The 16,922-nt window shown below is 65.9% G+C and carries 15 protein-coding genes; 8 read left to right on the top strand and 7 right to left on the bottom strand.

Translation table 11 applies throughout. From position 1 onward, the window contains the following. Positions 1-6 precede the first annotated feature (6 nt). From fabG to gmk, 6 genes are all read left to right on the top strand, one after another. Positions 7-744, top strand: coding sequence for a 3-oxoacyl-[acyl-carrier-protein] reductase (fabG, locus tag L0976_RS17405; protein ID WP_203318517.1), 738 nt, complete (start codon positions 7-9; stop codon positions 742-744). Positions 745-1,026: 282 nt separating this feature from the next. Further along, a complete protein-coding gene (locus tag L0976_RS17400; RefSeq protein ID WP_018327362.1) occupies positions 1,027-1,263 on the top strand; it encodes an acyl carrier protein in 237 nt (78 codons plus the stop codon). 110 nt (positions 1,264-1,373) lie between these two features. Then, entirely contained in the window at positions 1,374-2,636 is a 1,263-nt protein-coding gene (gene fabF, locus L0976_RS17395; RefSeq protein ID WP_234188507.1) for a beta-ketoacyl-ACP synthase II, read from the top strand. 129 nt (positions 2,637-2,765) lie between these two features. Beyond that, the gene (gene mltG / locus L0976_RS17390; RefSeq protein ID WP_234188505.1) at positions 2,766-3,947 is read left to right on the top strand and encodes an endolytic transglycosylase MltG; all 1,182 of its coding nucleotides are present in this window, start codon (positions 2,766-2,768) and stop codon (positions 3,945-3,947) included. Between the two features lie 246 nt (positions 3,948-4,193). Continuing rightward, a complete protein-coding gene (locus tag L0976_RS17385) occupies positions 4,194-5,081 on the top strand; it encodes a YicC/YloC family endoribonuclease (protein ID WP_234188504.1) in 888 nt (295 codons plus the stop codon). Positions 5,082-5,084: 3 nt separating this feature from the next. After that, a complete protein-coding gene (gene gmk, locus L0976_RS17380; protein WP_203318521.1) occupies positions 5,085-5,744 on the top strand; it encodes a guanylate kinase in 660 nt (219 codons plus the stop codon). 152 nt (positions 5,745-5,896) lie between these two features. On the opposite strand, the gene rsmA is transcribed toward gmk, so the two are convergent. The 6 genes from rsmA to lptF form a co-directional block, all read right to left on the bottom strand. Beyond that, on the bottom strand, positions 5,897-6,724 hold the full coding sequence (gene rsmA / locus L0976_RS17375; protein ID WP_234188503.1) for a 16S rRNA (adenine(1518)-N(6)/adenine(1519)-N(6))-dimethyltransferase RsmA: 828 nt from the start codon (positions 6,722-6,724) through the stop codon (positions 5,897-5,899). Continuing rightward, on the bottom strand, positions 6,724-7,761 hold the full coding sequence (gene pdxA, locus L0976_RS17370; RefSeq protein ID WP_234188502.1) for a 4-hydroxythreonine-4-phosphate dehydrogenase PdxA: 1,038 nt from the start codon (positions 7,759-7,761) through the stop codon (positions 6,724-6,726). The genes rsmA and pdxA overlap by 1 nt, the downstream gene beginning before the upstream one ends. Before the next feature lie 139 nt (positions 7,762-7,900). Continuing rightward, the gene (locus tag L0976_RS17365) at positions 7,901-8,836 is read right to left on the bottom strand and encodes a peptidylprolyl isomerase (protein ID WP_203318525.1); all 936 of its coding nucleotides are present in this window, start codon (positions 8,834-8,836) and stop codon (positions 7,901-7,903) included. 143 nt (positions 8,837-8,979) lie between these two features. Further along, a complete protein-coding gene (locus tag L0976_RS17360; RefSeq protein WP_234188500.1) occupies positions 8,980-11,328 on the bottom strand; it encodes an LPS-assembly protein LptD in 2,349 nt (782 codons plus the stop codon). Then, positions 11,328-12,407 (bottom strand): LPS export ABC transporter permease LptG, encoded by a 1,080-nt coding sequence (lptG, locus tag L0976_RS17355; protein WP_203318527.1) that lies wholly within the window; start codon positions 12,405-12,407, stop codon positions 11,328-11,330. Before lptG ends, L0976_RS17360 begins: the two co-directional genes overlap by 1 nt. After that, positions 12,404-13,588, bottom strand: coding sequence for an LPS export ABC transporter permease LptF (gene lptF / locus L0976_RS17350; RefSeq protein WP_203318528.1), 1,185 nt, complete (start codon positions 13,586-13,588; stop codon positions 12,404-12,406). The genes lptG and lptF overlap by 4 nt, the downstream gene beginning before the upstream one ends. 270 nt (positions 13,589-13,858) lie before the next feature. Between lptF and L0976_RS17345 the strand changes: the two genes are divergently transcribed. Together L0976_RS17345 and L0976_RS17340 are read left to right on the top strand one after the other, a co-directional pair. Next, the gene (locus L0976_RS17345) at positions 13,859-15,349 is read left to right on the top strand and encodes a leucyl aminopeptidase (protein WP_234188498.1); all 1,491 of its coding nucleotides are present in this window, start codon (positions 13,859-13,861) and stop codon (positions 15,347-15,349) included. 7 nt (positions 15,350-15,356) lie between these two features. After that, positions 15,357-15,806, top strand: coding sequence for a DNA polymerase III subunit chi (locus tag L0976_RS17340; protein ID WP_234188496.1), 450 nt, complete (start codon positions 15,357-15,359; stop codon positions 15,804-15,806). Between the two features lie 164 nt (positions 15,807-15,970). Here L0976_RS17340 and L0976_RS17335 read toward each other — a convergent pair whose 3' ends face one another. Continuing rightward, the gene (locus L0976_RS17335; RefSeq protein ID WP_234188495.1) at positions 15,971-16,897 is read right to left on the bottom strand and encodes a Gfo/Idh/MocA family protein; all 927 of its coding nucleotides are present in this window, start codon (positions 16,895-16,897) and stop codon (positions 15,971-15,973) included. Positions 16,898-16,922: the final 25 nt, after the last annotated feature.

The following is a 16,922-nucleotide window of genomic DNA, read 5'->3' as shown; positions in this document are numbered from 1 at the left end:
ACGACCATGCTTGATCTTACCGGCCGCAAGGCTCTCGTTACCGGCGCATCCGGCGGCATCGGCGAGGAGATCGCCCGCATCCTCCACGCCCAGGGCGCCATCGTCGGCCTGCACGGCACCCGCGTCGAGAAGCTGGAAACGCTCGCGGGCGACCTTGGCGAGCGCGTCCACATCTTCCCGGCCAACCTTTCCGACCGCGCCGAGGTCAAGGCGCTCGGCGAGAAGGCGGAAGCCGAGCTCGGCGGCGTCGACATCCTCGTCAACAATGCCGGCATCACCAGGGACGGCCTGTTCGTGCGCATGAGCGACGAGGACTGGGACGCCGTCCTCGAAGTCAACCTCACGGCCGTCTTCCGCCTGACACGCGAGCTGACCCACCCGATGATGCGCCGCCGCTACGGCCGCATCATCAACATCACCTCGGTCGTCGGCGTCACCGGCAATCCGGGGCAGGCGAACTACTGCGCCTCCAAGGCCGGCATGATCGGCTTCACCAAGTCGCTGGCGCAGGAGATCGCGACCCGCAACGTGACCGTCAACTGCGTCGCCCCCGGCTTCATCGAAAGCGCCATGACCGGCAAGCTGAACGACAAGCAGAAGGAAGCCATCATGGGGGCCATCCCGATGAAGCGCATGGGCACCGGCGCGGAAGTCGCATCCGCCGTCGCCTACCTCGCCTCGTCGGAAGCGTCCTACATGACGGGCCAGACGCTGCATGTGAACGGCGGCATGGCGATGATCTGAACATGGCCCAAGCGCCCGGCGAAACAGCATAAATTGCATGTTGACCGCTGGAGTGCCCGCCATTTTCAGGCTTTGCGGCAGGCATAAACCGTGTTAATCGGGCCATGACTGCCAGCAGTCGACCGGTAAAAGCCTGAGCGATCGGGCGATACGCAAAAGGATCGTCGATCCCGCATTGCCGGTTGAAGGGATTGCCGGGTGTGTTCTTGAGGCACATCGGGCGTGTCGAGTGTGCGGCGCCGTGAAGGCGCCGATCAAAAAACGAAGGTCGAGGAATCCGACATGAGCGACGTAGCAGAACGCGTAAAGAAAATTGTCATTGATCATCTGGGCGTTGACGCCGAAAAGGTCAGCGAAGGCGCAAGCTTCATCGATGATCTTGGCGCGGACTCTCTCGACACCGTCGAACTGGTCATGGCGTTCGAAGAAGAATTCGGCGTCGAGATCCCGGACGATGCCGCCGACTCGATCCTGACGGTCGGCGACGCCGTCAAGTTCATCGAGAAGGCCCAGGCCTGATCTGGCTGCCGGCGGGCCGCTTTCCAGCGGCCCGCCCCGGTCCGCCCGCGGGCGGCCGCACCTCTTGACGAGGCAACGACTATAAGACTGCAAAGGGTGGATCACGGACGATGAGGCGTGTCGTTATCACGGGTACCGGCATGGTATCCCCGCTTGGCTGTGGCACCGAAGTGACCTGGAGCCGGCTTCTGGAAGGCCGCAGCGGCGCCGCCAGGATAACCGCCTTCGAGGTCGAGGACCTCCCCGCCAAGATCGCCTGCTCCATCCCGCTCGGCGACGGTTCCGACGGCACCTACAATCCCGACCAGTGGATGGAACCCAAGGAGCAGCGCAAGGTCGATCCGTTCATCGTCTATGCGATGGCGGCCGCCGACATGGCGCTTGCCGACGCCGGCTGGCATCCGAAGACCGACGAGGACCAGATCGCCACCGGCGTGCTCATCGGCTCCGGCATCGGCGGCCTCGAAGGCATCGTCGAGGGCGGCTACACGCTGCGCGATAAGGGCCCGCGCCGCGTCTCGCCCTTCTTCATCCCCGGCCGCCTGATCAACCTCGCCTCCGGCCACGTCTCGATCCGCCACAAGCTGCGCGGCCCGAACCATTCCGTCGTCACCGCCTGCTCGACCGGCGCGCACGCCATCGGCGACGCCAGCCGCCTGATCGCGCTCGGCGACGCCGACGTCATGGTGGCGGGCGGCGCCGAATCGCCGATCTGCCGCATCGCGCTCGCCGGCTTTGCCGCCTGCAAGGCGCTGTCGACCGAGCGCAACGACGACCCGACCGCCGCCTCGCGCCCCTATGATCGCGACCGTGACGGCTTCGTCATGGGCGAGGGCGCCGGCATCGTCGTGCTGGAGGAGCTGGAACACGCCAGGGCGCGCGGCGCGAAGATCTATGCCGAAGTCGTCGGCTACGGCCTTTCCGGCGACGCCTATCACATCACCGCGCCGTCCGAGGACGGCGACGGCGCCTTCCGCTGCATGACCATGGCGCTGAAGCGCGCCGGCATTGCGGCGGGCGAAGTCGACTATATCAACGCGCACGGCACCTCCACCATGGCTGACACGATCGAGCTCGGCGCGGTGGAACGGCTCGTCGGCGATGCGGCCTCCCGCGTCTCCATGTCGTCCACCAAGTCGGCCATCGGCCACCTTCTGGGCGCGGCCGGTGCCGTCGAGGCGATCTTCACCGCGCTGGCGATCCGTGACAATATCGCGCCGCCGACGCTGAACCTCGACAATCCCGACGTCGAGACGGCGATCGACCTGGTGCCCCACAAGGCCCGCAAGCGCGAGATCAACGTGGCGCTGTCCAACTCGTTCGGCTTCGGCGGAACGAATGCATCGCTGGTTCTCAAGCGTTACGACGCCTGATCCCGTCCGGGACGCCATGTCGTCCCGGCGCGCCCGCACACCCGAATGAGAAGAGCGGGTTCATCCCGCTTTTGCCGCATTGCTCTGCTGCAAGACGTCGAGCAATGCCCGAACCCATGAGGACAGTCCGTGAGCGACACGAACGATTCCGGCGAGACGCAATTCGGCCGCGGCGAGGCCTCCGGCCAGCCGCGCATCATTCCGAAGTCCGCCAAGGAGGCCCTGCGTCCCGAGCAGGTGCCCGAACCGCCGAGCCGCCGCCGGTCGCGCAAGGCGCGCAGCCAGGTCGTCATCTTCCTGAATTTCGTCATGACCGTGGTGGTCTTCGCCACGATCATCGGTGTCTGCGTCTTCTATTACGGCATCAAGAGCTACGAGGAAGCCGGCCCCCTGACCGCCAACACGAACTTCATCGTGCGGGGCGGGGCGGGCACCAACGAGATCGCCGCCAACCTCGAGCGCAACAACATCATCACCGACAGCCGCGTCTTCCGCGTGCTCTCGCGCATCTATCTCGACGGCGAGACCCTGAAGGCCGGCGAATACGAGATCAAGGCCGGCGCCTCCATGCGCGAGATCGTCGAATTGCTGAAGTCCGGCAAGTCGATCCTCTACAGCGTGTCCGTGCCGGAGGGCCTGACGGTCAAGCAGGTCTTCAAGCGTCTCGCGGAGGATCCGGTGCTGGAAGGCGACCTGCCGGCCGAACTGCCGGCCGAGGGCTCGCTGATGACCGATACCTACAAGTTCTCGCGCGGTACCAAGCGCGTCGACATCCTGCGCCAGATGCTCGACGCCCAGAAGGCCCTGATCGACCAGATCTGGGAGCGCCGCGACGACAACCTGCCGATCGCCAGCCGCGAGGAGTTCGTTACGCTCGCCTCGATCGTCGAGAAGGAAACGGGCAGGGCCGACGAGCGCTCGCGCGTCGCGTCGGTGTTCCTCAACCGGCTCGAAAAGGGCATGCGCCTGCAGTCCGACCCGACGATCATCTACGGCATCTTCGGCGGCGAGGGGAAGCCGGCCGACAGGCCGATCTACCAGTCGGACCTCGAAAAGCAGACGCCGTTCAACACCTATATCATCAAGGGCCTGCCGCCGACGCCGATCGCCAATCCCGGCCGCGCGGCACTGGAGGCGGTCGCCAACCCCTCGCGGACCTCCGACCTCTACTTCGTTGCCGACGGCACCGGAGGCCACGTCTTCGCCGAGACGCTGGAGGAGCACAACCAGAACGTCCGCCGCTGGCGCAAGCTGGAAGCGGAGAAGGCGGCGGAAGCGGCCAAGGAAACGAAATCCACCGATTCCCCCTAACGGCCCCCGCATTCGGTGAAGCGGCTCTGGCGCGGCATGCGCCGGGGCCCGTCGGGCGTCGGCAGCCCGCCGATGCTCGCATTCGAGGGCTTTTCGGCCGGTCGCACCACCTTTGATGTGGATCGATGCCCACACGGCGCGCCAAGCCGTTTCCAACCCCGCGAAACTGTTTCACTTTGAATGGATGATGGCGCTGCTGCGCGTATCCGGCAGCCCGCTTGCAGCGAGGCGCCATTGGAGGCTGACATGACGTTGCAATCGATGACCGGCTTTGCGCGGGTCGAGGGAACCAGCGGACGCACGCGCTGGGCATGGGAGCTGCGTTCCGTGAACGGCAAGGGGCTCGACATGCGCCTTCGCCTGCCGCCGGGGCTGGAGGCGCTGGAGGCGGACGTGCGACGCCTTGCCGGCGAGGCCTTCTCGCGCGGCAATCTCCAGGTCGGCCTTTCGACCAGCGTCAGCGAGGCGCAGGTCGAGGCCGTCGTGAACCAGGGCGCGCTTGCCGCCGTGCTGGCGCTGCGCGACCAACTCGCCGGCACCATCGATCCCGCGCCGGTCAGGCTCGACACCCTGCTCTCCGTGCGCGGCATCGTCGATTTCCGCGAAGCGGAGGAGAGCGAGGCCGAGCGCAACGCGCGCGACGCCGACATCCGCGCGGGCTTTGCCGAGGCGGTGCGCTGTCTTGCCGACATGCGGCGCAAGGAGGGAAGCGCACTTGCCGGCGTGCTTCTCGGCCAGGTCGACCGCATCGAGGCGCTGACGCAGATCGTCGAGGCCGATCCCTCGCGCAGCGTCGCGGCCACCGCCGAGCGGCTCGCCGGGCAGGTCGCGGTGCTGCTGCAGGGCGCCACCGCGCTCGACCGGGACCGGCTGCACCAGGAGGCGGCGCTGCTCGCCACCAAGGCGGACCTGCGCGAGGAGATCGACCGGCTGAAGGCGCATGTGGCGGCCGCGCGCGAACTCATCGCCGCCGGCGGCCCGATCGGCCGCAAGCTCGATTTTCTCGCACAGGAATTTAACCGGGAATCGAATACGATCTGTTCCAAGTCGAACGCCGCTGCTGTAACGGCTGCAGGCATCGAGCTGAAGGTCGTCATCGACCAGTTCAGGGAACAGGTCCAGAATTTGGAGTAGGCCATGGCCGAACCGTCGAAGCAGATCCACATCGAGCGCCGCGGGCTCATGCTCGTCATCTCCTCGCCGTCGGGCGCCGGCAAGTCGACCATCGCCCGCAACCTGCTGGAGGCCGATCCCGGCCTCAGCCTCTCGGTCAGCGTGACGACACGCCAGCGCCGCGCCAGCGAGATCGCCGGCCGGCACTACCATTTCATCAACCACAAGGAATTCGAGCGCCTGCGCGACAGCCACGCGCTGCTCGAATGGGCCGAGGTACACGGCAATTTCTACGGCACGCCGCGCGAGCCGGTGGAGGAAGCCATGTCCGCCGGCCGCGACATGCTCTTCGACATCGACTGGCAGGGCGCCCAGCAGCTCCAGGAGAAGATGCCGGCCGACGTCGTCTCGATCTTCATCCTCCCGCCCTCGATGACCGAGCTGCAATCGCGCCTGCATCGCCGCGCGGAGGACACGGAGGAAGTCATCCAGACGCGCCTGGCCAATTCCTGCGCCGAGATCGAGCATTGGCGGGAATACGACTACGTCATCCTCAATGACGACCTCTCGGTCGCCTTCGATGCCGTGCAGAGCATCGTCAAGGCCGAGCGCCTGCGCCGCGACCGGCGGCACGGACTGTTCGAGTTCGTGACGAATCTGGTGACGGAGAAGCCGGTTCTGTAAGGTTTGGACCGTGCGGCCTTGCCCTTCACCCTAACCTTCTCCCCGCAAGCGGGAAGAGGGCACTTGCCCCACGGCATGTTCGAGGTTTGGGGAAACCGGCGCGGCACGTCTTCTTCTCCCCGATGGCCGGCAGGCCGGATGAGGGGCGAATGCTACAGCGCGTTCGCCAGCCGCACGAACTCTTCCACGCTCAGCGTCTCCGCCCGCCGCTGCGGATCGATCTCCGCCCGCGCCAGCAGCGCCTCGCCGCCGAGCGATTTCACGCTCTGGCGCAGCATCTTGCGGCGCTGGCCGAAGGCAGCCTGGGTGACGCGCTCCAGCGTGCCCGCATCGCAGGCCAGCGGATTGGCGATCGGTTCCAGATGCACGACGGAGGACGTCACCTTCGGCGGCGGCGTGAAGGCCTGCGGCGGCACGTCGAAGGCCATGCGCGCATGGGTGCGCCAGCCGCAGAGCACGCCGAGCCGGCCGTAGTGGTCGTCGTTCTCCTCGGCGACGATGCGCAGGCCCACCTCGCGCTGGAACATCAGCGTCAGTGATTCCCAGAAGGGCGGCCATGTCTTCGGCAGCAGCCAGTTGACCAGGAGCTGCGTGCCGACATTGTAGGGCAGGTTGGCGATGATGCGCACGGGCTCGCCCGGTGCCAGCGCCTCGAAATCCGTTTTCAGCGCATCGCCTTCGATGACCGTCAGGCGGCCCGGATAGTGGTCGGAGATTTCCGCCAGCGCCGGCAGGCAGCGGGCGTCGCGCTCGATGGCGATCACGCGTTTCGCGCCGAGCGCAAGGATGGCGCGCGTCAGGCCGCCCGGACCGGGCCCCACTTCGATCACCGTATGGTTCTCGATCGGGCCGGCGGTGCGGGCGATCTTCTGGGTGAGGTTCAGGTCGAGCAGGAAGTTCTGGCCGAGCGCCTTCCTGGCGTCGAGCCCATGCCGCTGGATGACGTCGCGCAGCGGCGGAAGTCCGTCGAGCGCCGCCATCACGCATCCGCCTTCGCAAGCTGTTCATGCGCGGCGAGTTCCGCCGCAAGCCGCAGCGCGGCCAGCAGGCTGTCCGGTCTGGCGACGCCCTTTCCGGCAATGGCAAAGGCCGTGCCGTGGTCCGGCGAGGTGCGGATGAAGGGTAGGCCCAGCGTCGCGTTGACGGACGTGTCGAAGCCGAGCGCCTTGGCCGGGATCAGCGCCTGATCGTGATACATGCACAGCGCCACGTCATAGGTCGCGCGGGCGGCGTCGTGGAACATCGTGTCGGCCGGAAGCGGGCCGACGGCATCGATGCCGGCCGCCCGCAGCCGCGCGACGGCCGGCCGCACGACGGCATCGTCCTCCAGCCCCAGCGCGCCGCCTTCGCCGGCATGCGGATTGAGCCCGGCAATGGCAAGGCGCGGCCTTCCAATGCCGAAGCGCTCGCGCAGATCCCGCTCGGTGATGGTGGCCGTCTCGACGATCAGGTCCTCCGTGAGCGCGGCGGGAACGTCCTTCAGCGGGATGTGGATCGTCACGGGCACCGCCCGCAGTTTCGGCCCGGCGAGCAGCATGACGGGCGGGAGGAACGGCTGGCCCGTCGCCTTTGCCGCGAGGTCGGCCAGGAACTCCGTGTGGCCGGGAAAGCCGAAGCCGGCATCGTAGAGGACGGCCTTGGCGATCGGGTTCGTCACGACGGCGGATGTCCGGCCGGCCATGGTCAGGGCGACGGCGGTCTCGATCGCGCCTATGATCGCGCCGGCATTGCGCGCATCCGGCGTGCCCGGCACGACGGGGGCAGGGCAATCGGCGGCGAGCACGGGGATGGCCTTTGGAAAGACGGCGCTGGCCGTCTCGGGCTCCGCGGCCGCCACGGCGATATCGAGGCCGAGTACTGCTGCGCGCTCACGCAGGACCCGCGCATCGCCGATGAAAAGGAAAGGAGGAAGCGAGAGAGCGTCGCGCGCCGCCCAGAGGGCAAGGGTGATGTCGGGCCCGATCCCTGCCGGATCGCCCATGGTGAGCGCCAGCGGCGGAATGTTCGTCGTCGTCATGAGACCCTGCCGCGTGAGCAATTCCGGCAAGCGCGCGCCGCGGTTGGCATCCGGAATTGCGGGGGAATGAAAGGCGGGAGCATTCGCAAATGCTCCCGCGGGATTGAAAAGCGTCTGCCGTCCCCGGCGCGCCGGAGGATCAGCGTTCGGTGATCGTCGCCTTCTTGCGCAGTTCGGCGATGTACTTCTTGCTGTTCTCGTCGTTTTCGTCGCCCTTGGCCTTGGCGAGGTCTTCGGCGCGGAAGACCATTTCGGCGGCCACGTCGTCGTTCACTTCGCGCTTCTTGCAGATCGCGAGATATTCGACGCCGCGTTCGGTGACGCGCGTGCCGGTCGTCAGGCCGTTGGCCTTCTCGACCAGCGGCTTCCAGTCCTCTGGCATCTGCGGGGCGAGGACGCGGCCGAGATCGCGGATCGACACGTCGTGCATCGTCGCGGCGAAGGCCTTGGCCTGGTCGCAGCCCGGGAACTTCGAACGGGAAGCCTCGGCTTCCGCCTTGCGCTTGCCGAGGATCGCGTTGCGGCGCTTTTCCGGCACCACGAAAATCACCTGCTTGAGGAAATATTCCGTCGTCACCGGCTTCTTGCCGCCGTGCTCCTGCATGCGCTCGACAAGCGTCTTGCCGTTGGCGTTGCCGCCGAAGCGGGCGTTGACCACGCGCGGCCAGCTCATCTGGATGGCGATGAACTGCTTGAAATGCTCCGGTCCGACGCCGGCCTGGTTGAGGATCTTTCCAAGCTGGTCCGTCGTCATCTTGTTGGACGAGGCGAAGCGCCCATAGGCGGCGTCCACCTCGCTCGTGCTGACGGAAGCGCGCGCCCTGAGGACCTCCTCGCGCTTCAGCGCTTCCTCGATGAGCTGCTCGCGGGCAACGCTTCGCAGATTGCCCTTGGTGCGCTGCAGCTTCAGGAAGTTGATGCGGCGCTCGACATCGCCCGACGTGATCGGCGTGTTGTTGACGACCGCGACGACCGACGTCGCCGCCTGCGCAATGCCGGCCGGCGCAGCGATGATCGCCGCCACCGCCAGCGCAACGCCCGCCGTCATGGATCGCACCAGAGATTGTCTGCCCATCTTGCCAGTCCCTTTATCCAAACCCGTTTCGCGCCCGCCCGTTCTCCACACGGCCATCAGGGCGCGCGGCGTCGGCGGGAAACCATTGCCCCGGATGTGCATAATACATACGGCCAAACGATGACAAGACCGGCAGGCGGCGGTTATTCGAAACCGGTGAGCGTCGCATCGCCGACCTTTATGTCGCCGAGCGTGCGGAACATCAGGCGCGCGCCGATCGACCAGTCGTTTGCATTGGTATTTCCTCTATCCCTCGTCTGCTCGTAGACGATGGAGAAGACCGTGTCGCGGTCATCGTAGGACAGGCCGATACCGTTGCGCGAAATGACGTGATTGCCGATGTCGTACGTCAGTGAACCGAAGACGGACCAGTAGTCGTGGAACTTGAAGGCCGCCTTGCTCTGCAGTTCGCTGGCGGTCTCCAATGAGCCGTAGTCCGGCTGCGCCGCGACGCGCGTATAGGTGAACTCCGTCTCGACCTTCGCGCCGTCGAAACGCAGCGAGGTGTCCGAGCGGCGCAGCGACAGGTCGTCCTTGTCGAGGCGCGCGCTGGTGGAGAAGGAAATGCCGTTCGGCAGGTCCACGCCCGCCATGCCGACATAGTCGGAGCGGTCGGTGTCGAGGCCGGAATTGGCGCCGGCATTCACCAGGTCGGGCATTGCGAAGGAGTTCACGCCGCCGAGATGGAACGACTGGCCGACGATGCTGCGCACGAGGACGCCGTTGTCGAAGGTGCCGGTATAACGCAGGCCGAGATTGGCGCGCGTGCCGCCCTCGATACGGTCGAAGCCGGAAAACTTGTCGCGCTCGAAGAGGTTGGTGGCGTCGAAGACGAAGCTCTGGGAGTCCTCGTTCGGCAGGCCTCCGGCAAGGTCCTCGTCGGGACGCATGTAGAGCTGCGCGATCGGTTCGAAGAGGTGCGTGCTGTAGTCCGTCGTCGCGAGGATCGGGTAGCGCGCCTCCAGGCCGGCCGTCAGCATCGAGCGGGTCGCGCTGCCGCCCGTCTCGTAGGCGCCGCCATAGGGGTTGAGGCCGCCGCCTGGCGCGCGCATGTCGAGGCGATGAATGTCCCCGCGCGCGGCGAGCAGCGGCGTCAGCACGAGCCCGCCCGGCACGACGAACTGGCGCTTCCATTCCACTTCGCTGGTCAGCCGCGTCATGCCGCCTTCGAGGCCGAGGAAGCGGTCGCTCGTGCCGATGGTCAGGGTATCGGCAAGGTCGCGGTCGATATTGGTGATGTTCGTGGTGACGCTGAGTTCGCCGCCGAGCACCGGCTGCGGCACGATATATTCGTGGTCGAGCGTCTGGGCGATCGCCTGCTTGCGCTCGGCATTGTCATCGGGGTCGGCGTCCTGGACGTCGAAATAGAAGGCGCGCATGTCGAAGCTGTTGCGGCGGCCGAGGCCCGAAAGATAGCCCTGGTTGACGAAGGTGTTGTCGTTGAATCCGTCGATGTCGTAGGTGCGCGAGAAGTTGTTGTCGGTCTGCGCCATCACCTTCCAGCCGAACGACCAGCGCGGATTGATCCGGAACTGGCCGGTGGAGGCGACCATGCCGCGGAAGCCATCCGCCAGGTTGTCGCTTTTGCCCGGCGTGAAGGTGTCCGAATCCATCTGCTTGATGCCGGCGGTACGCAGCGTCACGAGGCCGTTGTGGAAGCGCTTGCGGAATTCGGCTTCCATCAGGAAGCCCTGCCTGGTCAGCACGGTGGGCGAAAGCGTCGCGTCCACATCGGGTGCGATCGCGATGTAATAGGGCGTCGTCACGCCGAGGCCGAGCTTCTGGGCGTAGCTGAACTGCGGGAAGAGGAAGCCGGTCTTGCGCTTGACGGTATGGTCCGGCACTTCGAGCACAGGAATATAGGCGATCGGCCTGCCGAACATCTCGAAGCGGGCGCGTTCGAGGCGAATGGTCTTGGTGCGGCCGTTCTGCACGACGCGCTCGGCCTTGATCTCCCACAGGCCGCGATGCGTCGGATCCGTGGCGCAGGGCGTACAGGCCGTGTAGACGGCATGGTTGAGGATCATCTCCTCGTTGTCGACGCGCTCGCCGCTGGTGGCGGCCAGCTTGGTGAGGTCGGTTGTCTCGATTCGCAGCGCGTTGACGAACCCGTTGGCGAAGTCGTCCGACAGGTCCATTTCCTCGCCGTAGAGGCGGTTGCCGGTCGGCTCGATGAGCTCGATATTGCCGCGTGCCTTCAGCCGGCCTGTCTTCTGGTCGTATTCGACCTCGCGGGCGACGAGCTTGTAGCCGCCGTAATTGATCTGCACGGCGCCGCGCGCGACGACCGTCTCGTTGTCCCTGTTGTAGACGAGTTCGTTGGCCGCGAGGATCAGCTTGCTGCCCTCGGGAATGCTCGGCTCCATCCGGGCGATGTCCGGCGACTGCGCAAGGGAGGGGACGGCGGATGCACAGGTGAGCGCGCACGTTGCCGCACCTGCAAGCAGGGCGGCTTTCAACCACCTATTCGTTTTGCGGTCGCCTGCCGCCACTAGCCGTCCTCCTGATGCAGAAGAATCGTCGCACCCAAGGACATTGCGACGACCACTGGGAGCCAGGCCGCAACGAACGGAGGAACAACACCGCTGCTTCCGAATGCCTTCACAAGCACGGTGACGACATAAAGCATGAAGCCTGACAGGATTCCACCCAGAATCACCGCACGCGATTGATTAAACCGGCTAAATTTTAACGATACACAGGCTGCGATCAGCGTCATCGCAACCAGGAGCAGCGGAAGCGCAAGCATGGAGTGACGCTGCGTTTCCATCGCATTCGTCGGGAAGCCGAAGGACCTCGCCGCTTCGATTTTGCGTCCAAGCTCGAAAAATGCAATGTTTTCAGGCTTTTCCAGGCTCTCCTGGACGAACTCCCGTTTCATGTTGGTACGAAGTTGTACCTCATCGTGACGAACCGGCAGCTCGCCGATGCGCGTCTCGCGAACGTTCTTAAGCAGCCAGTAACCATCTTCCAAGGTGGCTGAGTCGGCGTCCTGCCGGAGCACGATCGCACCCCCCTCGTCGAAGTGGATGACGGAGACGTTGAGGAGGCGCGTCCCGCCGTCCAGCATCGCCTTCGCGCCGATGATCGCCTGGTCCTTTCCGTAGATCTGGCGCAGCCAGGGAACGGTGTTCTCGGCGCGCGCGTTGGTGGCGCCCCAGGAGGCTTCGAATTCCTGTGCCTTCCTGCTGCCCAGGGCGGCGAGCGGATTGAGCACCAGCACCGCCAGCATGCCGAACAGGAAGGCGCCGACCACGAAAGGGCGCAGGAACTGCCAGACGGAGATCCCCGCGGCGCGCGTGACGACCAGCTCGTATCGCCGGTTGAGCGAGATGAGGGCGGCCATGCCGGCAAAGAGCGCGACGAACGGCACGGTCTGCATCAGGATCGTGGGAATGCGCAGCGCCGTGACGAGCAGGCCGGTGGTGACCGTGTAGTGCGGCAGGCTGCCGACGCGATTCGACATCTCGCTGAAGTCGATGATGAAGATCAGCGCGAAGATGCCGAGCAGAAACCAGATCGTGGTGACGACATAGCGGCGAAGGAAGTAGCGGGCGAGCGTGGGGATCATGGATTGCCGCCTCCGCCGGCCGGGGCCGAGCCGCCGCCGGTGAGGCGCGAAAGCAGCCTGCCGCGCAGCTCGGCAAGGCGCTCGCCGAGCGTGGCGGGAATCTCCAGGCTCTTGTTGCGCGCGAGGTAGCGGATCGCAAGGCCGCCGGTGACGAGCGGTATGAGATACATCATGACCGTGAAATAGACGGAGTTTTCCGCACTGTTCGAGGCATAGAAGCTCGCCCATCGCACGAAGAGCGCCGTCAGCAGCGCCGTGATCATCGGGTGCATGCGCGCCTCGCGGTGCGAGCGGGCATCGCCGCTGACGACGAGGGCGATCAGGCCGAAAACCGCGGGAAACAGCCATTCGGAGAAGCGGCGGTGCAGTTCAGCGGAAAAGGCCCCCGGCTTGCTCTTGAAGTAGGGGTCGTTCGGATCCGGGTTGATGAGATAGGGCAGGTCCCGGTCCTTGGGACGGATGTTCGCCTCGCCCGCGCTCTGGGTGAGGTCGGCCAGGTCGAAGGCGTAGGATTCGAACTTGATGATGGAGACGTTGCCGTCCGGCAGCTTGCGGTGCACCTCGCCGTCCTTCATCACCAGCGCCGAGCTGTTCTCGTCGACCGCGCCTTCGCGGGCGTAATAGACCATCTCGAAGCGCGGATCGCGCGTGTCGGCGACGAAGAGGCCGCGCAGCACGCCGCCGTTCCGCCGTTCCGCCACCTGCACGTAGAGGCCGTCCGTGATCTTGCGGAAGGTGTTCTCCTGCACGACGGCGGACAGCATGTCGGCATGGGCCGTGGCGATCATCTTGCGCACGGCCATGCGCGAATAGGGTTCCACGAAATTGTCGACGGCGAAGGAGACGAGGCTCATCGCCACGGCAAGGATCATGATCGGCCGGATGATTGTCACGCGCGAGGCGCCGGCCGAATTCAGCACCGTCAGCTCCGAATCGCCGTTCATGACGGTCAGCGTCTGCGACACGCCGATGACGAGCGCGAAGGGCAGGATGATGGGGATGACGGAGGGCAGGATCAGCGTTGCGAGCTTGAGGAAGGCGAAGATCGACTGGCCGCTGTCCGTGACGAGGTTGACGCTGGTCAGCGCCTGCGTGACCCAGACGATGCCGAGCAGGGGCAGAAGCGTGGCGACGAACATCAGCGACGCCCGCCGCAGGATATAGCGCTCGATCAGTTTCATCTTTCAGTCCGTGCGTCCGACAAGCGGTTCCGGTCTCGCGCCCACGACGCCCGTCAACGGAACTGCAATGGGCATATAAGCTTTCTTGAGGCTGACGCCATAGCGAAGAGTGTCCGCCCGGATGGAAAATTTATGGCGAACAAGCATGCCTAACGTTCTCTAAACAAGCGAGCGCATCTTGCCAAGCGTCGTAAAAGCGACAAGGAATTGATGTGGTTCACGGCCTTTCCGGCCGGACGAGAGGCCGCAAGGCCACATGCGGAGTGTATCATGGCTTTCAGGTTCGACATCGGTTTTGCAAAGACGGCGCGCGCTTCGGGCGGTCTTGCGATCCTTCTTCAGGTTGCCGGCGCGCAGGCGGCGGGCCTTGGCGAGGTCGACCCGGAGGGCGTCGTGGCGCGCGCCGCGGGTGTTACGAAATTCACCGGCAAGGCGCTGAAAAGCCTCGACGTGCTGGCGCCGCACGGCGCGCCGGTCGACCGCATCGTCGTGCTCGGCCTCGGCGAGGCGGAGAAGCTTGCCGCCCATGACTGGCTGAAGGCCGGCGGCGCGGCCGCCGCGAAGATTTCCCGCGCCGAGAAGGCGACGATCCATCTCGATGCGCCGGGCGTCACCGTCACGGCGAAGAACGCCGCCGACTTCGCCCTCGGCATGCAGCTCGGCGCCTACAGCTTCGATCTCTACAAGACGAAGAAGAGCGACGACGACGAGGCGAAGAACGGCAAGGCCGTGAAGGTGACGATCGTCACCGCGACGGCGACCGCCGCCAGGAAGGCGAACGACGTCTCCGACGCCGTGGCCGAGGGCGTCATCCTCGCGCGCAACCTCGTCAACGAGCCGGCCAACGTGCTCGGCCCCGTCGAATTCGCTGACAAGGCCAAGGCGCTCGAAAAGCTCGGCGTCGAGGTGGACATCCTCACCGAGCGCGAGATGAAGAAGCTCGGCATGGCCGCGCTGCTCGGCGTCGCGCAGGGCTCCGTGCGCCCGCCGCGCCTTGCGGTCATGCACTGGAAGGGCGGCAAGGAGAAGGACCGGCCGGTCGCCTTCATCGGCAAGGGCGTCGTCTTCGACACCGGCGGCATCTCCATCAAGCCTGCCGCCGGCATGGAGGACATGAAGGGCGACATGGGCGGCGCCGCCGCCGTCATCGGCCTCATGCACACGCTCGCGGCGCGCAAGGCGAAGGCGAATGTCGTCGGCGTCCTCGGCCTCGTGGAAAACATGCCCGACGGCAACGCCCAGCGTCCCGGCGACATCGTCAGGTCCATGTCCGGCCAGACCATCGAGGTCATCAACACGGACGCCGAGGGCCGCCTCGTGCTCTGCGATGCGCTCTGGTACTGCAACGAGACGTTCAAGCCGCAGTTCATGGTGAACCTTGCGACGCTGACCGGCGCGATCATGGTGGCGCTCGGCAGCCACCATGCCGGCCTCTTCTCCAACGACGACACGCTCGCCGCGCGCCTCACCGCCGCCGGCCTTTCGACGAACGAGCGCCTCTGGCGCATGCCGCTCGGCCGCGAATACGACAAGATGATCGACAGCAAGTTCGCCGACATGAAGAACACCGGCGGCCGCTATGCCGGCTCGATCACCGCCGCGCAGTTCCTCCAGCGCTTCGTCAAGGATACGCCCTGGGCGCATCTCGACATCGCCGGCACGGCCATGGGCTCGCCGACCGACGAGATCAACCAGTCCTGGGCCTCCGGCTTCGGCGTGCGCCTGCTGGATGAGCTCGTACGCGCCAACTACGAGGGGTGAGGAAGAGGTGAGCGAAGTCCTCTTCTACCACCTGACGGAATCCAGGCTCGAAGACGCGCTGCCGCCGCTGCTCGACAAGAGCCTGGAGCGCGGCTGGCGTGTCGTCGTGCAGGCGGGGGACGCCGAGCGCCGCGATGCGCTCGACACGCATCTGTGGACCTTCCGCGAGGACAGCTTCCTGCCGCACGGTACGGACGAGCAGGCCTTCCCCGAAGACCAGCCGGTGCTCCTGACGGCAACGCCCGAAAACCCGAACGCCGCCACCGTGCGCTTCCTCGTCGCGGGCGCTGAGCCGCCGCCGCTCGACGCCTACGAGCGCGTCATCTTCATGTTCGACGGCTACGACCAGGCCGAGCTGGAGACGGCACGCGCACACTGGAAGCGCCTGAAAGGCGAGGGGCACCAGCTCACCTACTGGCAGCAGAACGGCGACGGGCGCTGGATGAAGAAGGCGTGACCGTCATTTGGCGGCTTCGCCCCTCACCCTAACCCTCTTCCCCCAAGCGGGGAGAGGGGACTGGCCTCACGCAATGTTGCAGGTTCGGGAAACCGGCGCGGCACAGCACTTTTGCCTCGCTCGCGGGGAAAAGGTGGCCGGCCGGATGAGGGGCTTTCGGAAAATCAATCGTAAAATGAATCGACGAACTTCCGCCGGCCGAGCATGAAGGCATCCGCGACGTGGCGGAGCGGCGCGAGGTCGACGTCGGACCTGCCGGCCTTGATGATCTCGGCGAAGCGCCGGTAGAGCATCGGATATTCCTGCTCCGGCTCCTCGTGCACCAGCTTGCCGTCGATGGAAAGCTTGGCGCCGCCTTCCGACAGCACTATCTCGCCGGCGTCCGTCTTCGCCACGATGTCCCAGCTCTGCCTGCCAGTCTGGCGCCAGTCGAATTCGGCGGCAAGATCGAGCCCGTTGGCGTCCGAGAAGGTCATCGAGGCGGCGATGGGGGCGTCGCGGTTTTCCGGGAACTCCAGCGTGGCGGCGGTGATGAAGACGGGGCGGGGCAGGATGTGCGTCACGATGGAGAGCGCGTTGATGCCCGGGTCGAACACGCCGAGGCCGCCGGCCTGCCAGATCCATTCCTGATTCGGGTGCCAGTGGCGCACGTCTTCCTTCCAGATCACCCGCATCGAGCGGATGGTCGTGCCGGCAAGGAATTCCCTGGCGGCCTCGACAGCCGGCGCATAGCGCGAATGCCAGCTCGCAAAGAGCGAAAGCCCCTTGGAGGCGGCGAGCGCCTCGAGGTCCGCGACCTCGGAGAGCGTCGCGCCGGGTGGCTTTTCCAGGAAGACGTGCTTGCCAGCCGACAGCGCCTTCTCGGCGGCCTCGTAGCGATACTGCGGCGGCATGCAGAGCGACACGGCATCGATGGCCGGCACGGCGACGAGCATCTCGTCGATGGACTTGAAATTGTCGATGCCCTCGACCGTGCCGTGGCGGCTGGCCGCGGCGACCAGCCTGTAGTCGCTGTTGCCGGCGACGGCCGGAAGATGCTGGTCGCGCACGATCTTGCCGACGCCGACGATTGCGAGATTGATCGGGGACATGGCTCCGCCCTCATTTGTATGATGA

It is taken from the genome of Shinella sp. NM-101 (genome assembly GCF_021401195.1).
Taxonomy (GTDB): domain Bacteria; phylum Pseudomonadota; class Alphaproteobacteria; order Rhizobiales; family Rhizobiaceae; genus Shinella.
Note: the sequence above shows the minus strand (reverse complement) of the source record. Positions and strands in the feature narration are given on the sequence as shown.